This is a genomic window from Tolypothrix sp. FACHB-123 (assembly GCF_014697075.1).
In the GTDB taxonomy this organism is placed as follows: Bacteria; Cyanobacteriota; Cyanobacteriia; order Cyanobacteriales; family Nostocaceae; genus Aulosira.
Genome location: NZ_JACJRE010000075.1, coordinates 1 through 25,545 on the forward strand (window position 1 = coordinate 1; position 25,545 = coordinate 25,545).

General features: G+C 39.1%; 24 protein-coding genes. 8 read left to right on the forward strand and 16 right to left on the reverse strand.

The window, feature by feature from the left end; all coding sequences use genetic code 11:
* Positions 1-480: 480 nt before the first annotated feature.
* The 5 genes from H6G41_RS29855 to H6G41_RS29875 all read right to left on the reverse strand — a co-directional run bounded on the left by H6G41_RS29855 (position 481) and on the right by H6G41_RS29875 (position 4,827).
* Positions 481-1,032: a hypothetical protein gene (locus H6G41_RS29855; RefSeq protein ID WP_190751409.1), complete on the reverse strand. Its 552-nt coding sequence runs from the start codon at positions 1,030-1,032 to the stop codon at positions 481-483.
* Between the two features lie 29 nt (positions 1,033-1,061).
* The gene (locus H6G41_RS29860; protein WP_190751411.1) at positions 1,062-2,231 is read right to left on the reverse strand and encodes a zinc-dependent alcohol dehydrogenase; all 1,170 of its coding nucleotides are present in this window, start codon (positions 2,229-2,231) and stop codon (positions 1,062-1,064) included.
* A gap of 167 nt (positions 2,232-2,398) precedes the next feature.
* The gene (locus H6G41_RS29865; protein ID WP_190751413.1) at positions 2,399-3,097 is read right to left on the reverse strand and encodes an SRPBCC family protein; all 699 of its coding nucleotides are present in this window, start codon (positions 3,095-3,097) and stop codon (positions 2,399-2,401) included.
* A 145-nt stretch (positions 3,098-3,242) separates the two neighbouring features.
* Positions 3,243-4,340, reverse strand: coding sequence for a DJ-1/PfpI/YhbO family deglycase/protease (locus H6G41_RS29870; RefSeq protein WP_190751414.1), 1,098 nt, complete (start codon positions 4,338-4,340; stop codon positions 3,243-3,245).
* Between the two features lie 97 nt (positions 4,341-4,437).
* Positions 4,438-4,827, reverse strand: coding sequence for a DUF2267 domain-containing protein (locus H6G41_RS29875; RefSeq protein ID WP_190751416.1), 390 nt, complete (start codon positions 4,825-4,827; stop codon positions 4,438-4,440).
* A gap of 356 nt (positions 4,828-5,183) precedes the next feature.
* Here H6G41_RS29875 and H6G41_RS29880 point away from each other — a divergent pair, with 356 nt between their 5' ends.
* From H6G41_RS29880 to bchE, 4 genes are all read left to right on the forward strand, one after another.
* Positions 5,184-5,579: a DUF6335 family protein gene (locus H6G41_RS29880; protein ID WP_190751418.1), complete on the forward strand. Its 396-nt coding sequence runs from the start codon at positions 5,184-5,186 to the stop codon at positions 5,577-5,579.
* Between the two features lie 634 nt (positions 5,580-6,213).
* Positions 6,214-6,966 carry a heme oxygenase (biliverdin-producing) gene (locus H6G41_RS29885; RefSeq protein WP_190751420.1) on the forward strand — a complete coding sequence of 251 codons (753 nt, stop codon included), beginning with the start codon at positions 6,214-6,216 and terminating at the stop codon, positions 6,964-6,966.
* 505 nt (positions 6,967-7,471) lie between these two features.
* Complete coding sequence (hemN, locus tag H6G41_RS29890; RefSeq protein WP_190751459.1) at positions 7,472-8,869, forward strand: oxygen-independent coproporphyrinogen III oxidase; 1,398 nt, start codon at positions 7,472-7,474, stop codon at positions 8,867-8,869.
* 248 nt (positions 8,870-9,117) lie between these two features.
* Complete coding sequence (gene bchE / locus H6G41_RS29895; protein WP_190633488.1) at positions 9,118-10,773, forward strand: magnesium-protoporphyrin IX monomethyl ester anaerobic oxidative cyclase; 1,656 nt, start codon at positions 9,118-9,120, stop codon at positions 10,771-10,773.
* Positions 10,774-11,035: 262 nt separating this feature from the next.
* On the opposite strand, the gene H6G41_RS29900 is transcribed toward bchE, so the two are convergent.
* On the reverse strand, positions 11,036-11,293 hold the full coding sequence (locus H6G41_RS29900; RefSeq protein WP_190751422.1) for a hypothetical protein: 258 nt from the start codon (positions 11,291-11,293) through the stop codon (positions 11,036-11,038).
* A gap of 586 nt (positions 11,294-11,879) precedes the next feature.
* Between H6G41_RS29900 and H6G41_RS29905 the strand changes: the two genes are divergently transcribed.
* Positions 11,880-12,233: a hypothetical protein gene (locus H6G41_RS29905; RefSeq protein ID WP_190751424.1), complete on the forward strand. Its 354-nt coding sequence runs from the start codon at positions 11,880-11,882 to the stop codon at positions 12,231-12,233.
* A gap of 304 nt (positions 12,234-12,537) precedes the next feature.
* Here the strand turns inward: H6G41_RS29905 and H6G41_RS29910 are convergent, their stop codons facing one another.
* The 3 genes from H6G41_RS29910 to H6G41_RS29920 all read right to left on the reverse strand — a co-directional run bounded on the left by H6G41_RS29910 (position 12,538) and on the right by H6G41_RS29920 (position 14,211).
* Positions 12,538-12,774 carry a DUF4327 family protein gene (locus H6G41_RS29910; protein ID WP_096643483.1) on the reverse strand — a complete coding sequence of 79 codons (237 nt, stop codon included), beginning with the start codon at positions 12,772-12,774 and terminating at the stop codon, positions 12,538-12,540.
* Positions 12,775-13,468: 694 nt separating this feature from the next.
* The gene (gene rbfA / locus H6G41_RS29915; RefSeq protein WP_190751426.1) at positions 13,469-13,894 is read right to left on the reverse strand and encodes a 30S ribosome-binding factor RbfA; all 426 of its coding nucleotides are present in this window, start codon (positions 13,892-13,894) and stop codon (positions 13,469-13,471) included.
* A gap of 119 nt (positions 13,895-14,013) precedes the next feature.
* Positions 14,014-14,211 (reverse strand): DUF751 family protein, encoded by a 198-nt coding sequence (locus H6G41_RS29920; RefSeq protein WP_190751428.1) that lies wholly within the window; start codon positions 14,209-14,211, stop codon positions 14,014-14,016.
* A 152-nt stretch (positions 14,212-14,363) separates the two neighbouring features.
* Between H6G41_RS29920 and H6G41_RS29925 the strand changes: the two genes are divergently transcribed.
* Positions 14,364-15,197, forward strand: coding sequence for a DNA adenine methylase (locus H6G41_RS29925; RefSeq protein ID WP_190751430.1), 834 nt, complete (start codon positions 14,364-14,366; stop codon positions 15,195-15,197).
* A 258-nt stretch (positions 15,198-15,455) separates the two neighbouring features.
* Here H6G41_RS29925 and H6G41_RS29930 read toward each other — a convergent pair whose 3' ends face one another.
* From H6G41_RS29930 to H6G41_RS29940, 3 genes are all read right to left on the reverse strand, one after another.
* Entirely contained in the window at positions 15,456-15,932 is a 477-nt protein-coding gene (locus H6G41_RS29930; protein WP_190751432.1) for a PD-(D/E)XK nuclease superfamily protein, read from the reverse strand.
* A 422-nt stretch (positions 15,933-16,354) separates the two neighbouring features.
* Positions 16,355-17,584, reverse strand: a complete 1,230-nt coding sequence (locus H6G41_RS29935; protein ID WP_190751434.1) for a HetZ-related protein — start codon at positions 17,582-17,584, stop codon at positions 16,355-16,357.
* A gap of 368 nt (positions 17,585-17,952) precedes the next feature.
* Positions 17,953-18,609 carry an L-threonylcarbamoyladenylate synthase gene (locus tag H6G41_RS29940; RefSeq protein ID WP_190751436.1) on the reverse strand — a complete coding sequence of 219 codons (657 nt, stop codon included), beginning with the start codon at positions 18,607-18,609 and terminating at the stop codon, positions 17,953-17,955.
* 200 nt (positions 18,610-18,809) lie between these two features.
* Here H6G41_RS29940 and larC point away from each other — a divergent pair, with 200 nt between their 5' ends.
* Complete coding sequence (gene larC, locus H6G41_RS29945; protein ID WP_190751438.1) at positions 18,810-20,090, forward strand: nickel pincer cofactor biosynthesis protein LarC; 1,281 nt, start codon at positions 18,810-18,812, stop codon at positions 20,088-20,090.
* A gap of 75 nt (positions 20,091-20,165) precedes the next feature.
* On the opposite strand, the gene H6G41_RS29950 is transcribed toward larC, so the two are convergent.
* Both H6G41_RS29950 and H6G41_RS29955 read right to left on the reverse strand, forming a co-directional pair.
* On the reverse strand, positions 20,166-20,726 hold the full coding sequence (locus tag H6G41_RS29950; RefSeq protein ID WP_190751440.1) for a hypothetical protein: 561 nt from the start codon (positions 20,724-20,726) through the stop codon (positions 20,166-20,168).
* Positions 20,727-20,824: 98 nt separating this feature from the next.
* Positions 20,825-21,385: a DUF6658 family protein gene (locus tag H6G41_RS29955; RefSeq protein ID WP_190751442.1), complete on the reverse strand. Its 561-nt coding sequence runs from the start codon at positions 21,383-21,385 to the stop codon at positions 20,825-20,827.
* 590 nt (positions 21,386-21,975) lie between these two features.
* Between H6G41_RS29955 and H6G41_RS29960 the strand changes: the two genes are divergently transcribed.
* On the forward strand, positions 21,976-22,896 hold the full coding sequence (locus H6G41_RS29960) for a lysylphosphatidylglycerol synthase domain-containing protein (protein ID WP_190751444.1): 921 nt from the start codon (positions 21,976-21,978) through the stop codon (positions 22,894-22,896).
* A 1-nt stretch (position 22,897) separates the two neighbouring features.
* Here the strand turns inward: H6G41_RS29960 and H6G41_RS29965 are convergent, their stop codons facing one another.
* Together H6G41_RS29965 and H6G41_RS29970 are read right to left on the reverse strand one after the other, a co-directional pair.
* The gene (locus tag H6G41_RS29965; RefSeq protein WP_190751446.1) at positions 22,898-24,229 is read right to left on the reverse strand and encodes a hypothetical protein; all 1,332 of its coding nucleotides are present in this window, start codon (positions 24,227-24,229) and stop codon (positions 22,898-22,900) included.
* 328 nt (positions 24,230-24,557) lie between these two features.
* Positions 24,558-25,535, reverse strand: a complete 978-nt coding sequence (locus tag H6G41_RS29970; protein ID WP_190751448.1) for a sucrase ferredoxin — start codon at positions 25,533-25,535, stop codon at positions 24,558-24,560.
* Positions 25,536-25,545 lie beyond the last annotated feature (10 nt).

The following is a 25,545-nucleotide window of genomic DNA, read 5'->3' on the forward strand; positions in this document are numbered from 1 at the left end:
GTCAATACATATAAGGCTTTTGGCAAAATAAAGATGCTTTTTTTGTGTTTATATGAGTGCTATAACTAATAATTTGGCATAATAGCTACTGAAGAACCAATTTTTTTCGGCTTTGGCACAATTAATATCTTGATTTACTGCAATTGCTACCAATTATTTGTAACGCTACGCTAAACTCTCTTCTTCCTTGGCGTCTTGGCGTTCTTGGCGGTTCAATTTTTATAAATAAATTAACCGCAGAGTACACAGAGGACACAGAGAAATGAGAGTTTCAGCGAGTGTTTGTGTAACACCAATTCGCTATGATGATGCACTTAAGATTTATTTTATGAACCGCCAAGACGCCAAGAGCGCCAAGAAAAAAGATTCAATTATTAAATGCAAGTTTTCAGAGAATTGGTATCAGTCTTATTAGTGAGGACATTGCTGACAATATATTTTGAATATTTTCAGGTGGGCAAGGCCCACCCTACAAAGATTTTAATTATTCCGAGAACCGGAATTAACTGCTTCTCCTACTTTGCTTTTTACGGAATGTAAAAAGTCTTTTGTTGCACGAGGGGTTTCTTCATTTAAGTTGAGCTTTTCGCGAATATTATCAGCAGCATTGCTGAGTTTATTGCGGCTATTTTCAATTTGGCTATTGTCAGGAGTACCTTTATAGTAGATACCTTCGGGGGTTCTTACTGTTTCACCAATATTACTATTGCTGCTATTGGAGCCATAGCCAGAGTTAGTATCGCCATAATAACCGCGATCGCTATTATAATTACCTCTAACATTATCACCAGAATTTGGTTTTAATGTATCTATAGCTTTATCCAACACATTCTTACCACTGCTGTTATTACCAACGTTATCAGGAGTACCTTTATAATAAATACCCTCTGGTGTTCTCACAGTTTCAGCTTGAGCTAGCATTCCATTACCGTAGCCGAAACTTTGCATTCCTAAAAACGCCAAACTGAGCATTAAAACTACCATTATCCGGCGCACAATTACCTTTTGTACCCAAGAAAATACACGTACCATAGATATCCTCCGTAAGATTAAAATTGAAATCAGGGTTTGAGAACAACTTTGATGCAGTTGTCCTTTTTCTGTTGAAAAATCTCGTAACCGTAGGGTGCTTGCTCTAGAGGTAATTTGTGGGTAACAACAAACGAGGGATCGAGTTTTCCATCCAGAATCATCTTGAGTAACAAATGCATATATTTCTGTCCATGCATTTGTCCCATTCTGAAGGTTAAACCCTTGTTGATAGCAGCACCGAAGGGCATTTTGTCTACGAATCCACCGTAAACACCCATAACAGAAAGAGTGCCACCTTTACGTGCAGCTACCATCATTTGTCGTAGTACATGGGGACGGTCGGTTTCTAATTTCAGCTTTTGTTTTGTCTGATCGTAGAAGTCTTCTAAACCGACACCATGCGCTTCTAAACCCACTGCATCAATGCAAGCATCAGGGCCACGGCCACCAGTCATCTCTTTCAACGCTTCGCCAGCATCAACATCTTCGTAGTTGATTGTTTCTGCTTTGGCAAACTTTCTCGCCATTTCTAGACGTTCGGGAAAGCGATCGATCGCGATCACTCTTTCTGCACCCATCATGTAGGCGCTAATCATGGCAAACTGTCCGACAGCACCGCAACCCCATACAGCTACGGTATCGCCGGGTTGAATATCACAAAATTCCGCTCCCATATAACCGGTGGGGATGGCGTCGGAGATAAATAGCAGCATCTCGTCCGGTAATTCGGGAGGAACTTTCACAACACCCACATCCGCAAAAGGTACGCGCACATATTCTGCTTGTGCGCCTGCATAACCACCTAACAGATGAGAATAGCCGTAAATTGCTGAAGTGATATTGCCATATAATTTCTCTTCCATCCAACCTTTAGGATTGGAATTATCGCACAGCGACCACATATCACGCTGACAATAATTGCAATAACCACAACCAATTGTTGAAGGAACAACGACGCGATCGCCTATTTTTAAATTATGGACTCCCCTACCTACATCTACCACTTCCCCCATAAATTCGTGACCGATAATGTCACCTTTTTGCATTGTGGGAATATAGCCACCGTAGATATGTAAATCTGAACCACAGATAGCTGTGGAAGTAATTTTGATAATAGCGTCGCGAGGGTTGAGAATTTTCGGATCGGAAACCGTCTCTACCCGGACATCGTTGGCTCCATGCCAGCAAACTGCTTTCATAGTTATTAGTCCATAGTCAATGGTCAATGGTCAATAGTTATTGGTCATTGGTCAGTAGGGGCGAGTTCACAAATATCCTCACAGATCAACGATGATCTCAATAAACCCGCCCCTACAGTGGTCATTGGTGTTTCTTACAAATGACAAAGGACAAATGACAAACCCGACTATTGGCGTCCTGTAGGTTGACCTTCTGTGGTGGCGATTTCTCCGGCTTCCATGAGCATTTTGAAGCGGCGTAAATCATCGCCGATTTGTTGTTCTGGTTCTTCACCGAAGAGTTTAGCAATAGCAGCACTGAACTGCCCGCCAGGAATGTTATATTCTAGGACTACCTTGACTTCTGTACCTCTGTTACCGGGTGCTGGTTGAAAGCGGACAAAACCAGAATTATCTACATCTGCACCTTCCACCGAAGCCCAAGAAATTAATTGATTTTCTCGGTCTTCTAAAATGTCTGCATCCCATTCCACACTGTTACCCAAGGGTGCATTGGCAATCCAATGAGAACGTGTCTGGTTATACACCGTAACCGATTTGAGATGCTTCATAAATGTCGGCAGATTCTCAAAGTTGTGCCAAAAACGGTACAGTTCCTCTACAGGTTTATTAATAGTTACCGTCTTTTCAACTTTGATAGGTTTATTCATCCCTACGGCTTCCTGTGCTTGCTGAATCGTGCTTTGTTTAGTAACACCTTGATATATCAGACCCCCACCAGCCAAAGCTGTGAGTGCGCCGCGTAACGAGCCTTGTTTCAAACCCATCAGCACCATAGCGCCGCCACCAATTAAAGAAGCCCAACGTTCAGTTTCACTGGCTTCACCTTGACTAGTGTTTGTTCTATCTCCTGGTGTCGCAGTCACTTTTTTTTCTCCCGATTACAGTACAATGACCAGTGAAGGCGCAAAGACTCTCTTCTTCTCTCTCTGTGTTCTTTGCGCTACGGACACTTCCCTATTTGGGAAAATTCCAGCATGGAAGTGTCCTCTTCTAAGGTTGTCAAACAAATTACATAGCTGTAGCCGCCCCGGTGGTTGGCTTAGGTGGTTTCACTTCGGCGGTGACAAGTCGGCGATACAATGTTAATAATCGTTGTTCGCATGTCAGTAAATCTTGATAAATTTGTTTGAAAATCGCTGTAGCTACAGGATCGGTAAATTGGGCGCACAAATTACCAATATCGCCAATTCCTGTTTGCAAATCGCCCAAAGCGGAACGTATTTGATATACGTCATCGCTACCAGTAAAGCTGGTTTTTACCTTGGCGTATTGTTCGGCGATATTTGCAGCTAAGGAGGGTTTTTCTCCTAGTCTATCGAGGTAGGTTTCTAGTTTTTGGATATGGTGCTGTTTAGTTGCAATTAGTTCTTGAAAAATGGATCTCGCGTCTGTATTTGATTCTTTTTCGAGATATTTTTCTAATGCTTCTAAAGAATAACGCTCACCAGCTAAAGCAGTATTCAAGCCTTTAACGATATCGCCTTTAGTGGAGCCACCCCAAGCATCAGCGAGTTTCCACCATTCAGCAGCTGTATCGGTTTCTTTGGGTAAAGCGGCGTCTTTTCCACCGTAACCCAAACGGCTGAGGATAGCTGTGGTGAAGATTGCTAAATCCCCAGGTTCGCGGGAAGTAATCAAATTACCATCAACTACTAGCGCTTCATCTATATAGTTTGCACCAGCATTGATAATATCTTTGCGAATTGCACTAAAACCAGTGATGCGTTTACCTTTGAGTAAATCGCCTTCAATCAAAAGTTGCGGCCCGTGACAGACAGCAGCTACTAATTTTCCTTGTTGTACAGCTTCTTGTACAAACCTGACTGTATTTGGGTTACGGCGCATTTTATCGGGAGCCATACCGCCAGGAATGATCACTGCGTCATATTCAGCTGCGATCGCTTCTGTAGTGGTAGCATCAGCTTGAGTGCTAAGTTTACCTTGCTTACCCTTATATTTCTCATTCATCCGGGAACCAAGGATTACTACCTCCATTCCCGCTTGTTTTAAGCCGTTATAAGGCACAGTAAATTCTGCATCTTCAACGTTATTTTCAATGAGGATCGCAACTTTCTTTTTACCTGAATGACTGTTATGATGTACCATCTGATTTTTCCTAGTTAAAATAGTCAACTAATTTGGTAATTCATTTCCTAAAAAATGGCGGCATAATTCTTACTCCCATGCAGCGAAAAATTGTTTACTATGTCGTAGGTGCGGTAGTAAACAGTTCTTCGTAATCGTGAGAGAAATGGCTGTGAAAAGCCTTAAATATTTCTGGTGTAACTGCATTTTGCAAAACTGCAAACACAGCCCGCACATGATTAACCGCCATTACTGGATCGATATTTTCTTTTTGACTTGTACGAGCTATAAACTCTTGGAGATTAAAGGATTTAGCAGACTCTTGCTTACCTGTTTTGAGATAGTTACGTAGTTCATCAGGTAACTGTGCAACTAATTCTTGGGCTTCAGCAGAGCCAATCCTTTCTTCAATTGTTTCTATCGTAGCCAGGGTAGCACGTTCCGCCTCTGCACGCGAAGTTGATTGGGCTAGGCTTTGTACGTGGGTAATAAACTCGCTGTATTCCACTTTCTACCTCCGAGGTTTCCCAATAAATGCTGTAATTAGCATTTAGGTAGTTGAAAGCAATCATCATATTAAAAAATCTTCATTGCACAGACTGTTAATTTTCTTGAATAAAATATCAGTTATGAACAATAAATCGTTAAGCAAAATAGTTTGTTTATTAACTTATTGCCCATAACTAATAATTTCAACTACACGGGGTTTGACCATGAATTCATATTTACAAGATTATTGTTCAAATACTAAATTATCGTCGTTCTCAGGGGATAGATTGTTTTCTTTCTAAAGTAATACATCTCTAGTTAGACTAGCTTTTTTACAGAAAAGGTTATGGTGAAGATGCCCTAAATTTGAGAATTATGTCAGACAATAATCAACAACAAATCAACACAGAAGATTTACCCCAAGCCATTACTGAATCTTACGGCACTGGTGTCAAAGACCTACCAGGATACAATATCGGTGGGCGTTCCATGCAAGCAGAACGGCGCGAATATACAGAAACTAGTCCCGAATTCACCGGTGGGGATGTTGATGCTTATTGGGAAGATGCTGATGCAGTTGGTGATGAAGCTGTGGGTGGTACTGCGCCAACTCCCGATCAAAATGTGACTGAAGAATTAGAAGCAGCCGTTGGGTTAGAAATGGACGATCGCGCTTTCTTACGCACTAACGATATCCTAGAAGAGCGTGACGATCGCCGTTGGGAATTAGACCCCATGTCTTCTGAAGATTATACAGATAGACGAGAGTAATTTGTTGAAAATTATACTTGAATCTTTTCTTCTGTTTATAAGTGTAATGCCTGCTATTTCTTTCTCTACAGGAACAGCAGGCTTCACTATGTTATTAGGGTAATGTATAAAAAATAGAAATTAGCAGAAAAGGTGGATTTTTCTGCCGTAGTTGGGAGCGATCGCCCATAGTATAGTTGGAATAGATATCAACAAAGCTAGTCTAAATTCTCTAGATTTAAGCTATGCTAAACTTAGTTATGCATTTTCTCTGTTAAGCAATCTAACATTAGGTTAATCTCTGTAAAGCCCTCGCAAGATAAATTGCCAATGCTAACCGAAAATCAATGACGCGCCAAGCTTGTCAAAGCAACAGCGCAGTGTTCTCCACAAATCATTGTCTCGGTTAAAGTTATAAAGCTAATCTCGGCTGAAATCCTCAAAGCCAGCCAAGAAAGTTTTATCGCAAAGGTAAGTCACCTCGTAGGGCGAAATTTCCATCTGCTAATAATCTGGCGTAATCCTGACTACCGTTAAATTCTGAGTTTCTTGGTAAGTGTTACCAACCTCAGGTTAATTTTTGAAAAGTTTAGTTTATTTGATTATCTATATAGCCATAAAGTTATATAGATAATTGAGAAGTTAGGAATTGACTATGAGTACCGATCTAGCAAGCAAGTTACGGGAAGGAACCAAACATTCCCATACAATGGCGGAAAATACAGCGTTTATGAAATGTTTCCTCAAAGGGATTGTAGAAAGAGAACCCTTTCGGAAACTGATTGCGAACTTGTATTTAGTTTATAGTGCCCTAGAAGAACAGCTTCAGCGTTATTGTACTCATCCTGTAGTCAGTTTGATTTATTTTCCCATATTGAACCGTAAAGCCAATTTAGAGAAAGACTTGGTTTTTTACTACGGTGAAAACTGGCGCGAGCAAATTTCAGCACTAGAAGCAGGTAAAGTTTATGTAGAGCGAATTAATGAAGTCGCCAACACCGAACCTGGATTATTAGTTGCTCATGCTTATGTGCGCTACATGGGAGATTTATCTGGCGGACAAAGTTTGAAAAAAATTATTCGTTCTGCTCTAGATTTACCAGCAAATGAAGGAACTGGACTTCATGAATTTGAGCAATTACCTTCAGTTGAAGCTATCAGAGCATTTAAAGGACAATATCGCGATGCTTTGAATGCATTACCTGTAGATGATGCTTTAGCGGAGAAAATTATCGCCGAAGCTAACTATGCATTTGCACTCAATCGTGATGTTGTTCATGAATTAGAAGCAGATGTCAAAGCTGCTATTGGGGATCATGTTTTTGATTTGATTACCCGCCAAGATTTACCCGGTAGCACAGAACGTTCACCTGGTAATAATGCAATCAGACTCGTAGCGGCTGAATAAGCAGCAACCATGAAAATTACCATTTAGTTAAACTCCAGATTTGGCGTTGCTGAATATGAGTATGAAATGCAAAAATTAAATATTTCAAACTCTTATTCTCTCTAGTACTGCTACGCGAAAGTCAAAAGTCAAAAGTCAAAAGGTGAATACATTAAGGCTTATGACTGTTTGAAATATTAGCTTGATTTACGCCCTGTTGTACTAGCTCTGCGTCTAGCAAATAGTCCTAATTCATACTTATTCGCAGCAACGCCTTGATTTTGTCTGAATTTTGTAAATCTTTCTGGTGTGGCTATCTTGACTCTACATATGAGATAACTGCACTCATAAAATATGACAAAATTTGCCTGTAAATACAATCCAATAGCTAAAATTACTAGCTATTCGACACAACTAATAATAGAAAAAAAGGCATATCAAAAGGATAAGGGATATCAATAATAATTAATCCCAATGCCCAATGCCCCATGCCCCATGCCCAAAATCATTCAAGGTTACTAGCATCATGAAATTGGCGACGCAAACAGTAGAATTCAACTCGGAGTTACTCAGAAAATACGACCAAGCTTTACCTAGATATACAAGTTATCCACCAGCAACAGAGTTAAAAGAGAATTTTGGCGAGTTGGATTTACGGACAGCTATTGCAGTTGGTAATTATAAAAATACGCCTTTATCTCTCTATTTTCATATTCCTTTTTGTGAAACTGCTTGCTACTTTTGCGGTTGCAACACAATTATTACTCAACGTAAGGAAATCGTCGATCCATATCTCAATTATGTAGCGCGGAATATTCGCCAGTTTTCTGACTTAATTTCTGATAAACGCCAAGTTCATCAACTACATTGGGGAGGAGGAACGCCAAATTATTTAAATCAACAGCAGGTAGAATTTCTCTGGAACAATATTAATCAAAACTTCCGCCTAGATGACAATGCGGAAATCTCCATTGAAATCAACCCTAGATATGTTGATAAAAATTATATATTCTTCCTCAAGAGCTTAGGCTTTAATAGAATTAGCTTTGGCATTCAAGACTTTAATACCCAAGTTCAAGAGGCTATTAATCGCGTCCAACCAGAATCTATGCTCTTCAATGTCATGGATTGGATTCGCGATGCAGGATTTGAAAGTGTGAATGTGGATTTAATTTATGGTTTACCTTATCAAAGCCTAGCTACTTTTAAAAATACAATTGCTAAAACTATCAAACTAGATCCCGATAGAGTGGCTGTATTTAACTTTGCTTATGTCCCCTGGATGAAGCCTGTACAAAGAAAGATTCCTCAGTCAGCATTACCTCCAGCTTCAGAAAAATTAGATATTCTGAAGATGACTATTGAAGAATTAACTGACAATGGTTATTGGTTTATTGGGATGGATCACTTTGCTAAACCCAATGACGAATTAACTCTTGCTCAACAAGAAGGTAAACTGCACAGAAATTTCCAGGGATATACCACAAAACCCGAATCTGATTTATTTGGTTTTGGGATTACTTCGATTAGTATGCTGCATGATGTTTACATTCAAAATATTAAGCAGCTAAAAAGCTATTATCAAGCAATTGATACAGGCATTATGCCAATTGAAAAAGGCGTCAGCCTCAATCGCGATGATATTTTGCGGCGGACTGTAATTATGGAATTGATGTGTCAGTTCCGCTTGTCAATTGATGATGTGGAAGAAAAATATCATATAGCTTTTGATACGGATTTTAATGAATATTTTGCTAGAGAATTATCTGAGTTGCGATTGCTAGAAGCTGATGGGTTAATTCGGATGATTCCCAATGGTATTGAGGTAACTCCGAGCGGCAGATTACTGATTAGAAATATTGCCTCCATCTTTGACGCTCATACCAGACAGCGAAAAAATGCAGCTTTTTCTAAAGCAATTTAATTCTTCGGAATTATGAATTATTAATTCTGAATTATGAATTGAAGAAAAGATAGAGAATTTACTGTCTCGGTATCCCTTAGCAGCGAAAGATTACTTATTTTTTTCTTACTCTGTGTTCTCCGCGCCTCTGCGGTTAGTGAAAAAAAATTAAGTATTCTTCAGCCAATATCGGATTAAATTCTTCAATTTATAATTCATCATTCATAATTCATAATTCCTTACTCTTCTTCAAGCAGCAGGAAAAAACTATGCGTATCATGATGATTCAGCCCAACTATCATTCAGGTGGTGCGGAAATTGCTGGAAATTGGCCACCTAGTTGGGTTCCTTATGTTGGTGGAGCTTTAAAGCAAGCTGGCTTTACCGATATCCGGTTTGTTGATGCGATGACAGACTATATTCCTGATGATGTGTTAGCAGGAATTATCGCTCAACATCAACCAGATGTGGTGTTAGCAACGGCGATTACGCCGATGATTTATCAATCACAAATCACCCTACAAATAGTTAAGCAAGTTTGCCCCAATGCGAAGACAATTATGGGCGGGGTTCACCCTACCTATATGTATAATGAAGTGCTGCATGAAGCACCTTGGGTAGATTATATTATTCGCGGTGAAGGTGAAGAGATTACAGTTAATTTACTACGCGCGATCGCAAATGGTACAGATGAGAGCGATCGCCGTAATATTTTAGGTATAGCCTTTCTGGAAGATGGTAAAGTCGTGGCTACACCAGCCCATCCCCCCATTGCTGACTTGGATACCCTTACCCCAGATTGGGATCTTTTAGACTGGAAGAAATATATTTACACTCCTCTGAATGTGCGCGTAGCTGTACCCAACTATGCGAGAGGATGTCCATTTACTTGTCGTTTTTGTTCGCAGTGGAAATTCTGGCGTAAATACCGTTCCGGTTCACCCAAGCGCTTTGTTGATGAAATCGAAATTTTGGTGAAAAAGCATAAGGTAGGCTTTTTCATTCTGGCTGACGAAGAACCCACCATCAACAAACCCAAATTTATTGCGTTATGTAACGAATTAATCGAACGCAATTTAGGCGTACATTGGGGAATTAACACCCGCGTTACAGATATTTTGCGCGATGAAAAAGAATTACCCCTGTACCGCAAAGCTGGATTAGTTCACGTTTCTTTAGGTACAGAAGCAGCCGCCCAATTAAAGTTGAATTTGTTCCGTAAAGAAACCACAATCGAACAGAATAAACGGGCGATTCAACTATTAAAACAAAATGGGATGGTTGCAGAAGCTCAATTTATTATGGGTTTAGAAAACGAAACCCCGGAGACAATTGAGCAAACTTATAAAATGGCGCTGGATTGGGAACCAGACATGGTGAACTGGAATATGTTCACACCTTGGCCATTTTCGGAATTGTTTCAGGAATTAGGCGATCGCGTCGAAGTTAGAGATTATTCTCAATATAACTTTGTCACGCCCATCATGAAGCCCACCGCAATGGAACGGGAAGAAGTTCTCAAAGGCGTGTTGCGGAACTACGCGCGGTTTTATATGCGCAAAACCCTTGAATATTGGTTTGTCAAAGATCCCTTCAAGCGCAAATATCTGTTAGGCTGCTTAAAGGCTTTTGCTCAAACTACCCTTAACAAACGTTTCTACAACCTCAAACGGGTGAAATATAAAGGACTACATACCGAAATCGAGTTAGGTTTTGACAAGTCCAAAATTCTCACTGTTGAAGAAATCGCTAAACGCAAACAACAACATCCAGAATTATCAGCCGATGTGAATTTTACTGGCAATATCGGCGAAATTTCCGCTTGTGGCGCACCTAACGATGTGAGCGAAATTTCTGCTTGTGGCGCACCTAACGATTTAGAATATCATGGCGATCAAGAAGATGTTCCCAGCATGAAAATCTAACTTACCTCAGGCGATCGCTCTATAGTTCTCTGACGCAATAAAAAAGAGCGATCGCTTTACAAAAATTTACATTGCTTATACTTTCTTATCCTCTCAAATTTGCCAACATTGTAATTACGAATTAAAACTTCGGACTTTAGACAAAGACTATTAAAACTTGTAAAGACAGTTTTTAGCTCTACATTAATTACTAAAACTTCTCTAGGTGAAACAAAGAGAATCTACGATTTAGCAAAAGTGGGTGAAAATCATTCTCAACCTGTTAAAACTGTAAAACGACATTTGACGCTAAAGGCATGATCGCAGTAGCAAAGTGAATAGTTTGGTTGTCGGGATTCTGCCACTCTTTTACCAAAACAAACTCAGTCTCAGGATCGTAAAACAAAACTGCTAAAGATATCTGACCTTCCCAGCAATAATGTACATTACCATCGTGAGATAAGTAAACTGCACCTCTTCCGTGCCCATAAAAGCCACTGATAGCAGTTCGAGACAGAGTATTCCAAGAAACATATTTCATCACGCTACCTCTCTAACTAATCTTTCATATCGTTTCCATTCCACATATACTCATCAAAACATGGTTAATCCGTATAAAAACTGAGTTTGTTTAGATTTTTTCAGCCAACAAAGCCAGAATGCAGGCGCTAACCGCGTGCAGCCTAACTTAGTCATCAAGCAGAATACAGCAATAATAAAAGATGTTTTGTCATGACATCTTTTCTGCCCATGCCATATTGTTAACTCAGATACTTATGTAATCAATCAAACAAGCAGCACATACACATCTTGCTTCCCTAGAAGACTTGCAGAAAATAAATTATCCAATTTCTGATATCTTGCACTTACACCATACAAAAATACTTTTATACAAATAAAGCTTATATACGTAGAGTAAAAAAGGTTTTTTTCGTTCTATTGATAAAAATTAATATTTATTGACAATAAAATCATTCAGTATAAATACTTTTATACAAGATGTAAGATTTCCGAAAGAGGATATTTTCCCCATGCCCAATGCCCAATGCCCCATGCCCCATGCCCAATGCCCAATGCCCCAATTCCAGTACCATGATTAATAATTAATCAAGCTGAATTTATAGCTTATGTCTTCGACACCCCTAACATTGAACCTGGTAGAAGGTTCTATTTCTTTTAGTTTTTCACCCCAAGCAGCACAGGAATTAAAAGCAGCTTTAGAACAATTGGTATCTCGGCTGAAAACTGTCGCCGCAAAAACGACTCCAGGGGCTGGAAAAGTCACCCCCCAGGCTCCCGTAGAATATCGCTACACTGGTGAAGTATTTTTAGAAATTTTCTGTAATCCAAATATTTGGCCGACACCCTTCGCTGCTAAAGTATTGCTTACCATCCGCGATTTGAATATTCGTTTAACCACAGAGGCGGAACTCACTCGCGTTATAGAAGACGTTAACCAATACTTAGAGCAAGTTGGCTAAGTTTGTTTACTGGGAAAGGCTTTTTCCGAAAAATTACCGGAGCAGTCTACAATTAAAAACTGCCCCGGTTAGGGAAACTACATATTATACTCTGCTGGCAACATCGGATATAAGTGAGAATTGATTACCGATGGGATCGATACTAAAAAAACTTGTATAAATCAGACTCTAACGCTTCTGTTTGAACAGGAATTAAAGATGCTGGATTTGGAGTAATCATGGTGAAAATCAGAGATTATCCCGCAAATTCGCCTCTCAATCCAAAATCAATAATTGAGTCCACATCAGAAATTAAACTAATTGATTAGTCGTTATCCCATTCTTCACGACCAATCAGATCGCCAATGCGATCGCGTAACAAAAAGTCACATTTCTCTAATTCACATTCAACGCAAACCCACTCTCTGGCAGGGATGTATTGGCAGAGTGTATATATTGGCTGTTGCCGACTCACCATTCCCTTCTCCACTAGTCGGCGTGCTTCGTCTTGAATTACATCCAAAGAATAGTAACTGATAGAGGGCACCGTATTCACACTCATGATATTTACTCACAAATTACACGTAGATAGTGTTCCCGATATTTAGATGGAACAAACATGACAACAATAGACTCGTAGCTAAGGTTTTGTAGTTTGCTATACGGAACTTATTTCATTTTGACGCTACATATCCTCAAATTATCTTAAGAAATGTAAATAAAGTCAACATATTCTGACATTGTGGCTAAATATGCTTCATATAAGCATACCAGGGTAGTCAACATTACCTGTTATGCAATGACGATGAAACAATTTCATCGTCATGTATACAAATAGGTATGAGGTATTGGGGATTAGTCAAGAATAAAGATTCCTCTTCCCTAGTGTCTCTAATTCCTATGTTCAAGGCAGTCAATCATAGAAAAAACACATAACCAAGCATAAAAATTATTCATACCTAGTCCTTCATAGGCAGTAATCTCTTGCAGAAATCAGAGTATAAAGTGTTGCAAAGTATTAGGTTAAAGTACACCAGGAAACCTTACAGCCTTTTATCTGTTAATTATTTCTTAAAGAAGGGGCATTGGGCATTGGTCATGCTCCCTCATCCTCCCTATCCTCTAACCCCTAGTCCCTATCCCCTGATACCTATAGTCACATTAAAACAGACGTTCTCTAGTTACGTCTGTAAACTGATGAGCGAATTTTCAGCAGTTAATTGTTCCAGAAGTTACTTTGTTGTTTAAATTACTGATTACGCGAATTCATCATCCTCATCGTCAGCGTTGTTGTCATCCCCTCCTGACATATTTGCGGATGGACGTTCATGTTCAATCTTGAGTTGATTCAATAGCGTCAAAACTCTAGTACCGCGTTCTAAAGAATGGTCTTCAATAAAAATCACTTCTGGAGTGCGACGTAGCCTTACCCGCGCCCCAAGTTCACTGCGAACGTACCCTGTAGCCGACTTCAAGCCAGCCATTGTTTCTGCCTTGGCTTCTTCTGTGCCATAAATACTGACGTAAATTTTGGCATGTTGTAGATCCCCAGAGACATCAACATCTGTTACACTTACCATTCCTGTACCCACGCGGTCATCTTTAATGCCGTTGAGTAACATTTGGCTAACTTCCCGTTTGATTAATTCAGCAACGCGGGAAACGCGGCGATTTGTAGCCATAAAAATTTTGCCTCCTCACAGAGGTTGTACAACATAACAATAGAGAGAAATTCGGGAGGACAGCGCTTGCCCAACTGTCTGTAGGGCAAACCCCCCTATAGCCCCAACCTAGATTTTACTTAATAGCCCAGCATGGCGCGCAGCGTAAAAGTAACAAAGGCCAAACCGCCAAACAATAAACCAATGAGGGGAATCAAGGTAATTGGGCGTTTCAACAGAGGAAACAAAGGCTCGAATGTATTCAAAAAAATCCCGGCGAGGATGGTAATCAAGTAGCGGGGGTAGCGAAAGACGTTATCCCAGAATCCGTCAAACATTTATTTAGACTGCCTTGTTATCGACTATAAGTTTGTTTTGATATGCGTGTTTCATTTAATTGTAATCGATACTGTCTGAAAATTAATAATTTCCTATAAAATATGATTCGTTAGTTTATAGTGGTTAGATTTAGTAACTAAGTTGCAATGAAATGGTAAGCCAGATTCCTAAAGAAATTTGCCCACGTCCTTTTTTGAAATGGGCAGGTGGTAAAACTCGGTTAATTCAACAATATCTTCCTTATTTACCGACAAACTATAAAACTTATTATGAGCCATTTATTGGTGGCGGTGCTGTATTTTTTCATTTACAGCCACAAGTTGCAATTATCACAGATATCAATGCCGAATTAATTACTACATATTGCTGTGTTCGAGATAGTGTTGAGGATTTAATTTACCTTTTGAAAGAACATAAGATTCGTCATAGTAGAGAATATTATTATACTGTAAGAGCCAACCCTAAAAACACAGATTTAGAAATAGCTGCTCGCTTAATTTATTTGAATAAAACTTGTTTTAATGGTCTTTATCGAGTTAATTCTAAAGGGCAGTTTAATGTACCTATAGGCAGATATAAAAATCCGAATATTTGTGACGAAGATTTGCTACGAGCAGCCTCAGCAACACTTGCTCATACGCAAATTAAACAAGCTGACTTTATAGAACTATTAAATTATGCAACTAGCAGTGATGATTTTGTCTTCTGCGATCCGCCTTATTATCCGATAAGTAGTACAAGTTATTTTACAGGTTATAGTCGTGATTCTTTTGATGAAGAAGACCAAAAACGTTTACGCGATACATGCGCAAAATTAGCCAATCGGGGCGTGAAAGTAATGGTATGTAATTCCGATTGTGAATTTATTAGAAACTTATATCAGGAGATAGATTTTAAAATTTATCCTATAGTCGCAGCTAGGTCAATTAATTCTAATACAAAAAAACGCGGTATGATTTATGAGCTATTAATTACTTCTTATTAAAAGAAGCCATTGAAATATATATTATACAATTTTATCAAAAATTTTCAGCTATTAATAATTATTCAGTTAAGGATAAATTGTAGGTTGGTTTGAACGAAGTGAAACCCAACACAACCCGGAAATGTTGGGTCTACGTTCCTCAATCCAACCTACAGATTTTAAAGTTTTTGGCAATAAATGATATTGCCACATTATACATAAAATAAAAGTATGAGGAAAAGCCTATAACTAATAACAAATGACTAATGACCAACTAAATTAACAATGTTTATTCGCCCACGCTATAAATCTATCCAAGTTATAAACACCTAACAAATTACCATTATAGGTAACTTGTTGTTTTAGCCATTTAATAGCACCTTCCCTCATCCCTTCACCACCAATCACAACAATAGTTGGTGCTGGATAAGATTGTTGAATATTCATACTTAAATAAGGGAATTTTTCATCAACCGATCCCCCACTTTCTTGCCACTTACACTCAATAATTAACCCTGAAGGGCTAACTGGTAAGCCGACAACATAAAAGTCTACTTTTAAAGCAGTCTGATAAATTCCTATACCGATGGAAACCTGCTTGGCGTAACGTTTTGGTAATAAAGTGGCAGTTAAGAGAAATTCTTTTGTGACATGGCTACCGACTTGGAAATAATTATGTCCGTTCAAGACAGCTTCGATATTGCCTTCTAATATATTTCCTGACTTATTTGCTCTTGCGCCTTGAGTCATAGTCATTGTGAATCCCTGTGCCAAAATCGCCCTTGATTCTAGGATTCCACAGTAGCTGCCACAGATGGTATGTTATTTAATATGAATTTTCAATTTTGAATTAAAAAAGCTGAATTATTAGAAAGACAAAACTCAAGTTATTTAGTACTTTTGTACCATTATTTTTGCTAATTTCCTATATATTTATAGTCATAATATTATGACTGCAAATCAATCACTTTGCCTCCATTCCTGGCTTTTGTAATCAAAAGGGATGGAGGTAAAGTGAGATATTTGATTGTGTTCACAAGCTGAAGTTAATAAAAGATTAACTGACTAATTGCTAAAGACAGACGAGATGGCTGCAAGCCCGATGCTAATTCACTTTTACTGCAACATTGAAAGATTCATCAATTGAATCTGGGAAGGGAGATGAGTGGACTGTTGATTCAGCCTGTCTGTGCTTGAGTATTACCGTTGCGGATAGCCCATGCGAGGTCTAATAGTTGAGTCCAGCGCTTTTGTAATTGCTTGGGGGTGCATTTGAGAGTTTTGGCGATCGCTTGATCGCTGTGTCTTGCAGTTTTTAATTGTAAAATTTGCTGTTGTTGCTCTGTCAACAAACCTAAAAATGTTTGCCACTGTTGCCCAGAAAGACCCAATCTATGCTCTAAACCTGCACCTAACCATTGATGGACTAATTGCCAATGATGTTGCTTGGCGAATTTTTCTACATGGTATTTAAAACGCTGTTGCAAGTAGTCGCGCTGACGGCTGCTTAAACCGAGAATTTGGTCAATTTCCGGTGCAGATAGGTCTTGTAGCTTCAATGTCAAGTAATCTACACAATCAGATTGACCTTGAGCTTCTAAATAATTCACTAATTCAGCAATTACGCGATCGCGTTCTGATTCTTCTGAGGGATCAAAATTATTTTGGGCGATCATCTGGGATCTGAGCTGTTGCACCGCCGAGTTACGTTGGTAAGCTTCCCCTTCTTCACTCTTAGCAGACTCCACCGCCATTTCAATATCTACAGTAGTTTCTTGGGGTTGGCGACGGGCAAAGCCTTGAGCACGTAAAATAATTAATTGCTGGCTAGCACTTCCAGGTAAATTAATTCGGCGCTTGGCATATTGTTCTGTAAACGCCATGTATTCGGCTAATTGCAACTGAGTGCGGGGTGTGTAATCTTCAGCTAATTCATTTTCCCGACGGAAAGCCTTAATCGCCTCAATATAAAAAGCTTGTAAAAAATCTTCAATCAGGTTGTAACGTCCCTGAAATCCCATATCTGAGCCAGAAACAGTTACGTGGCGATAAACCATAGCACCCAAATTGCTATGTAATTCCACACGTCCCCGCCGGGAACCCAGTTGGTAATAACGCAGACACTTTTGCAAACGATGTCTGGCTAGTGTCAATTGCCAAGATTGGATTTCTCCAGAAGTTTGAATGCGGGTGCTTTTATCACAAATGCGTTCCACTTCTCTAGCTATGCGTTTTGCTACCGCTTGCGCACACCCAGGTGCGGCTTTTACTTGAGCTTGGATTTCTTCTAATAGCAATTGCATCAGAGTATCAATATTGCTGGTATTGCTGGCGGTTACTTCTTTGTTAGAAACTGGGAAGTCAAAAGCAGATGTAGAGGTTGGCAGATTAGCAAGGTTAGCTTTCATAACTTTCACTAGAAGTGGTATTGCACCGTTATAACAATGTCCATTCAGCACCTGAGTCTAGTCTTGGTAAATAAATTGGCTATTTATCCATCAAGACTTGTCGCGAGCACTGCTCACATATATGACTGTAAGAAATCTGAAAAAGTTACAGGCTATCATTGTGTCGGTTTTTTCACAAGCAACCTCATCCAGGTGGCACAGGGGCAATTTACCATGTACTAAAATTAGCCCAAAACGATTACTGTGCCGCACTTTCTCGTTATCCGCTGTTACCTGTTCTTGGCACCTGTAATTAGGACAATTGTTAAACTGGAGCGTATTTACTCAGATTTTCCGAAATTGAGGAATTAGTCAATGAAGTAGACTCATTAAACCCATGCGGCTACTTCTTCCCAGCCTAAACCTCGTCTTGTCACCATTGGTTCTTCTCCGGTCAAGTCCAAAATTGTAGACACTTCATATGTGGGTTCTTCGCCAGTATCTACAATTACGTCTACCAAGTTATCCAAACGGTCAAACAGTTCCATGCGCGACAAACTAGATTCTGGATGATCTTCCAGATCCTCATCTACCTCATCTGGCGGCAGATGAGCCGAAGTAGAAATAATCGGATTCCCCAATGCTGTCAGTAATGCCAAACATACAGTATGATTGGGTACACGAATACCAGTAGTTTTTCGCTTGGGGTTTTGTGCTAGTCTTGGTACCAATTTAGTAGCAGGTAATAAAAATGTGTACGGGCCTGGGATCAAGCGCTTCATAATTCGATAGGCTGTATCACTTACGAAGGCATAAGTCGCCACATTTGAAAGTGAAGGACATAAAAATGTCAGTGGCTTATCATTCGCTAGCTGCTTAATTTGCCGTACTCGTTCCACCGCCGATTTGGCATTCAAATCACAACCAATTGCATAGACCGTATCAGTAGGGTAGAGCATTACTGCGCCGCTAGAGAGTGCCGATTTTATTTCCTCTATACGGCGAATTTGAGGATTATCAGGATGGACTGTGAAAATTTTTGCCATAAAAAATTTGGGAAGGAAAATTGAGCGCTTTGCATTATCAGAAAAATATAAAAATGAATACCAGATTAAGCAGAAGTAAATACGACTATCTTCAGGCTGTAAATCAGGAATAATCAGTTATTGAGCTATCAAACATCAGTTATCAGCTTGTGTACTGTGTACTGTTAATTGATTACTATGTACTGATGAGAAATTCATATATGACCAAAGTTGCTTATCTTCAATGCCCATCGGGGATTGCCGGTGATATGTGTCTGGGAGCCTTGGTAAGTCTGGGTGTGCCTTTGGATTATCTCACTGAACACCTCAACTCATTGGGAATTCACCAGGAATACCAGTTAAGGGCAGAACTTGTCCAACGTCACGGACAGCAGGCAACCAAAGTTCATGTGGATTTAACACATGAGCATGGACACCACCACCACGAACAGGAGCATCATCACCATCATCATGCCCGCCACTTGCCAGAAATTGAGCAGATGATTATTCAAGCCAAGCTGCCTTCTAGGGCGGAGGCTTGGAGTTTAGCCGTATTCCGGCAACTAGCAATTGCCGAAGGGGCTGTACACGGCGTTTCCCCGGAAAAAGTTCATTTTCACGAGGTGGGTGCCGTGGATGCAATTGTGGATATTGTTGGCACTTGTTTGGGGTTAGAGTGGTTGGGGATTGCCAGTAATGACGCAGGATGGCCTTTACTTTACTGTTCAGCGTTCCCCACAGGCGGGGGTACAGTCCGCGCTGCACACGGACAAATGACAGTACCCGTACCCGCAGTTTTGAAGTTGTGGGAAATGCGGGGTTGTCCAGTGTATAGCAACGGGATTGAACGAGAATTAGTAACACCTACAGGAGCCGCGATCGCTACTACTCTAACCAGAGATTTTGGTTCACCACCACCAATCACCATTAAACAAGTAGGATTGGGAGCAGGTTCGGCAAATTTGCCCATCCCCAATATACTACGGCTCTGGCTGGGCGAAAGTAGCAGTTTACAGTCAGATTTTAGCAATTATGGAGATAGCAACCCAACCTTAGAAACTATCTCGGTTTTGGAAACGCAAATTGATGACTTAAACCCCCAAGCAATTGGCTATGTGTTTGACGCCTTATTTGCTGCGGGTGCAGTCGATGTGTTTACCCAACCTATAGCTATGAAAAAATCCCGTCCGGGGATATTGATAACCGTGATTTGTCATCCAGAGAATTTACCTAACTGTGAAGCAGTTCTCTTTCGAGAAACCACCACATTAGGAATTCGCCGCACCAATCAGCAACGCACCATTTTACAACGAGAAATTCAGCAGGTAGAAACTGAATATGGTTCAGTACGGGTCAAAGTAGCTTGGCAAGGAACAGATATCATTAATAATGTCCAACCGGAATACGAAGATTGCGCAGAATTAGCTCGTCAAAACAATCTTCCCTGGCGGGAAATTCATCGCTTAGCGCTGCAAAGTTGGTATCTGCAAAAGTCAAATTGATGTAGGTAAAAAAATAAAAAATAGGGCAAGCATTTCGCTTCGCCCTATGAATAACCGATGAGTAATTAAGTTAAATTATCTCAATGTGTCTTTGACTGCATCTGTGGCATTTTCACCAGCACGTTGCACATTTGTGCCCACACCTTCAGCAGCATTTTGGGTATTACCTTTGAGATTTTCCACGCCGCGTTTGGTTCCCTTCGCAACACCTTCGCCTAATTCTTGCGCAGAGCTACCAATATCATCACCGAGGTTTTTTACTCTTTGACCAAAAGGTGTACCTTGACGATAATTGTCTACATATTGGTCTACGCTATCAATGCCCTTTTCATCAATATTTACTTGAGCATTGTCACGCAGAGCCTTACTTCTGCTTTCTGCTGCGCGTTGAGTATCTTCCGATCGGGAATCTACATCATTAAAGTTGTTCATCCCACCACTAGGAGTGTTGAGATCGTAACTTTTTGTCGGATCGTAACGTTCAACATTAGGTGATTGACCACGGGGTTGTGGTGGCTGTCCAGCTACGCTGGGATTATTACAAGCTTGTGTCAGCATAAGCAATGCGCTGGCTACAAAAGCTGTTAAAAATTTCGCGGGACGAATGTTTTTTAACCAAGCAATAACTCTTTTCATTCTGCTACTCCTTAGATGATTTTGCAAAATTTAAACTTTAACCAAGATGGTTTTTAGCTGTATTTACCATGTCAGTATTTAGCGGTGAAACAAAATTTCTATCTACCGACTGCTGGGTCTTTTTGCAGTTCTGGTCGAGATGCTGCTTCATCTGCTTTATCTTGGATAAAACTGGAAGCATCTTTGAAAGTTTCTTTGACGGTTTCCAATCGGTCTTGAATGCGATTACCGACATCTGATTGGCGTTGAATCAAACCACCTGGTTCTGGTTGTTGGAAATTCTTTTCAGTAATTAGAGGTAATTCAGCTTCTTTTTTAGCTCTACCTGCTGGTGTTTCTGCACCGGGGTAAAGTATTTCTGATTCTCGATTGGCGTTACTTGTGGCAATCAATATTTGTGAATTTAGCTCTAGTAAACTAGCTCGATCCTGCTGATTTTGGTTGCTAGAGTTAGTAACTTTGGGATCGGTATATTTGTCCCCACCACCTTTATAAGGATTGTTGGCACCACCAGCTTGTACGGCGGGGTTTTGGGGATTTGCACCTTGAGCATTTGCTCCACTACAAGCAGTGCTAAATATCAACAATAGACTGGCTAAACATACAGTCAGAATCTGCCGCAACCGTAGTTTTTTCAATAAAGCTGTCAAACGATTCACTCATTCCTCCTCGCAACTATAAACAAGGTAATTTGCGCCGAACAATCAATAATGTTCAGCAAGATTTGTTGTTGTTTTTAGTTGACTGATTTTGTTCAACAATTATCAACAATATGGCGTGTGAATCGGCTTTTCCTCTAGCGTAGGTCACATTTATGTTGTGTCTAATACAATATTTTTATCTAACCCAAGAGAGATATTATTTAATTGAATTCGCTGCTGCTACTGATTGTAGGCATTTCCGCTATTTTTAGTAAAATATAATTTTATTTATAAATTAAGTTCTGAGTTTATATCTAAATAAAATAACTTTGTTAAATAATATTAACTAGAAAGGCAATTATAAATCCTAATAATTAAGAAAGTTTTGATAAGTAACTATGTACAATCGGTAATGGGATTCATACAAAATTTTTCTTTGATGATAAAATTTTAGGGTTTGTAGTCAAATTCATTAAAAATGTCAAAATAAATACATCGAATTTTTGGTATTTACCAGCATATTTGAGTCATAAATTTGTTGATATAGCTGATGTACCATAAAATTTGAGCTGTTCAGTCCTAGAAGATTTAACCGTTAAATTACTGGAATGTGGAAGAAAATTTTACGTTGGATAATTTTAGGCGGAACGCTGTTTTTTTTGGGTAAAGCCTTAAAGGATCATTGGCAAGAGGTAATCAATATTGAGATTGATGCGATCGCCTGGGCGATTTTAGCGATCGCCACAGGTGTCACCTTAGTAGCACATACATGGGCAGGTTGGATCTGGACTTGGGTGTTACGGGAGCTAAATCAGCCTGTAGAATCTGTAGAGTTTATCCAGGTTTACCTGAAAACCAACATCGCTAAGTATTTACCAGGTAATGTATGGCACCATTACGGGCGGATTATAGCTGCTAAAAACGCTACTGGTTCTCTAAGTGTAGCAACCTTAAGCGTAGTCATGGAACCTTTGCTGATGGCGACAGCAGCTTTGATTTTCGTTGTTATTTTTGGCACGCAACTTACATCTGCTGATGGTGTTGTGTGGCGGATATTACAATTCCTCTGTTTAGGCGCGATATTGGCGGCGCTGCATCCCGTGTTTTTCAACCCAGTTATTCAGTTACTCAAAAAATTTACAGCCAAAAAACTGGATAAAGATGGTAAAGAAAGCGTGAATCTCAATATTGAACGCTATCCTTTACGTCCATTGTTAGGAGAGTTGGGCTTTTTAGGATTGCGCGGTACTGGGTTTATTTTAACGGTTTTTGCCTTGGGGCCTGTACAGGCTAGTGACATTCCCTTGTTGCTGGGTGCTTTTAGTTTTGCTTGGTTGTTAGGCTTTGTAGTTCCCGGCGCACCTGGAGGGTTGGGGGTGTTTGAAGCCACTGCGATCGCTCTTTTACAACATCATTTTCCCCCAGCTTTGGTGATTAGTGCGATCGCTCTCTATCGTCTTATTAGCATTATCGCGGAAACAGCTGCTGCTGCCCTAGCTTGGCTGGATGAACGCCTAACCGCATCTTAATTTATTGTTGTTTATCTGTTTTTAATTGCGAAAATACACGATAATCATCTAAGGTTGGAGATTTACGACTAGGCTTATCTTTTCTCATTTTAATTAAATTGTATTCAATATTCTCTGCATATATTGCAAAAGTAATATTAAAAAATTCTAGAAAATTAATAAACCATTTACATTCTTTCTCTGGATACTTTTCATAATAACTAATCAAATGAGCAATCCTAATTTCTAAATGGCTGCGAGAATTTCTCGAAATTAAAATAACTTTTAGGAGAATAATTACTAAAGTTAAGGGATTACCTCCAGCCAGTAATAAAACAAATAATGGTGAAGGTTCTTTGCTGTTTTCGGTTGTCAAGCAATCAATTAATCGGTTACAGGTTCTTAAAATTAAGTTATTATTGATAATCTCTTCATTAGCTTCTGGTTTCCAGGCATCTAAATTTTCTGATAAATACTTGAGTAAATTATTGACTACTTCTTGGTTATCTAACGTAAAAAACAAATATTTTTGTACGCTTTCCTTAAAGCTTAGGAAACTTTGATTTTCAGTTTGTTTGATAAAAATATTAGCCAAATTATCATAACTAAATACACCCTTTTTAACTACAATCATTTTGATCAGTCTTAAAACATTATCTCCCAAAATACTGGGATTTTTATAACGTGTTGTACTAGAAGTAGCCGATTGAGAACGCGCTACATACATTGCCAGGTCAAACTTAAATTTATCTTTCATTTGTTTAGAGAGCTTTCTGGCTACCTCTTGCTGCTCTCTAGGTCTTTTCGCATCAAAAGATTGTGCTACTAATAAATAAGCAGTATAGCGATTAGACCAATTACTTTTACCTTCATGTTTGTAGGCCTGCTTTTTATATTTATAAGCTAAACCCTTAAGGTCTTTATATTCTTTACTCTCAACAAATTTTTTCAGCCATTTTTGGAAAGTTTGCGTTTGGGGATGATGGCTATATGAAGAAGTTTTAGAGGTTTCAAATAATTTAATTAATTGCTGAATGTACTTATACTTTCTTTGAGCTTCCCAATTATTAACTATTATATAAAAACAGCGTTTTAGGGTATAATAAAAATCATCTTCATTATGCAAAAAAGAAATTCCGTAAATTCCTGTAACTTTAGCTAACTTAACCGAATCCAGAAAATCTATAAATAATCGTTTGAATTCGCTTAAAACTTCCTCTGCTGGGCACTTTTGGACAATTTCAATTAAATAGCTGTAGAGTCTTTCCTGTGCAATTTGGTGATTGCTATGTTGAGACTTGTACTTAACAAAATCTTGATGTTCCTGACTATCGTGGAAACTATTACTTGTCATGCCAGTACTAAAGACCCAAAGCTTGCTGATTTGATTGTTATCAGCTTAACCTTGGGACACAAGAGCATCAATCTATTTTTCAAAAATTAAATAATTTTTTTGAGAGGATTAATTTAAAAATATTAAAAATCTGCTAAAAATCAAGAGAAATTACTGTAGTGTATTCCCTATGACATCGACTATATCCGTTTCCGTAAGTACGCACTTCCCTTTGCTAGTAATGATGTATCTCAAACGCATCTGATTTTAGGGCTTGAGTCGTTAACGATGAACCTTTCAACACTGGTGAGTGAATAAGTTGCTAGTCAAGACTTTAGCCCTAGATTGTTTAAGCACTCAAACTGACCATTTTTTGAGCTTCCAGCCAGAGACTTGCTACAGTATATTGCACAACTACCGAATTGTGTTGAGCATTGCAAGAACTCTTGATTTGTAAGGCTTTGCTTTCATCCTTCACTAATTTTGCTTGACAAGTATATAACGCACCTGTGTTTTTAGCAAAAGTTAGTTCAGCTAATACTGTATTATTATCCAAGCTTTGCTCTACGATTTTACCTGCTACTTTGTAGTTAAACCAATCCCATCCATAGTGAATAATTAATTCCTTTTCTAAAATCTGAAGTGGAGTTGGGAGAATACCCCAGCCGCGATAAACTTGATTTAAACAATTAATATCACCAGTACGAGTCAAAATCGCTTTTAATGAGTCTTGTTCTAACGCACCATAATATCGCCCCTCTGGTAAATCTATCATTGTTGGTGCAAATCGATGTCCACCAAAATGACTAGATCTCCAAATTCGCAAATTTTCTAAATTTAAATAAGAAATAGTATTTTGCGCCGAGAAATAAAAAGGATTACCATATCTAGCACAGCATTTATCATGACTGCCGTGGGTACAGATTAAAATATCTCTCGTACTACTTTTTTGTTGTTCATAATCAGTATTACGACCCCGTAAGAATTTTTTGACAGTTCCCGCTACCTGCTCAATATTCGGTAGGAAAAACTCAAATTTTTGGTATCCATGATTTAATCCCTTTTGTTTTTGATAAATTAAAAGAGTTGTTTGTTCTATTTTGTGCGATTTGTCGTTAGCAATTAACAAAAATCTGATCGGTAGTTTAGCTCGCTTGACCTCTTCTACCAAAGTTTTTAAATTACTTGGTACCCATTTAGAATCAAAAGCTTCTGTTGTCCAAGGTGGAGGACATTCTACTAAAATATAAGTTTCATAATTGGTAGCACTACCAATCAGTTTTTCTCCTATTTGTCTTGAGGAATCTGAACAAAAAAAAGTATTCATCTATCTGTAC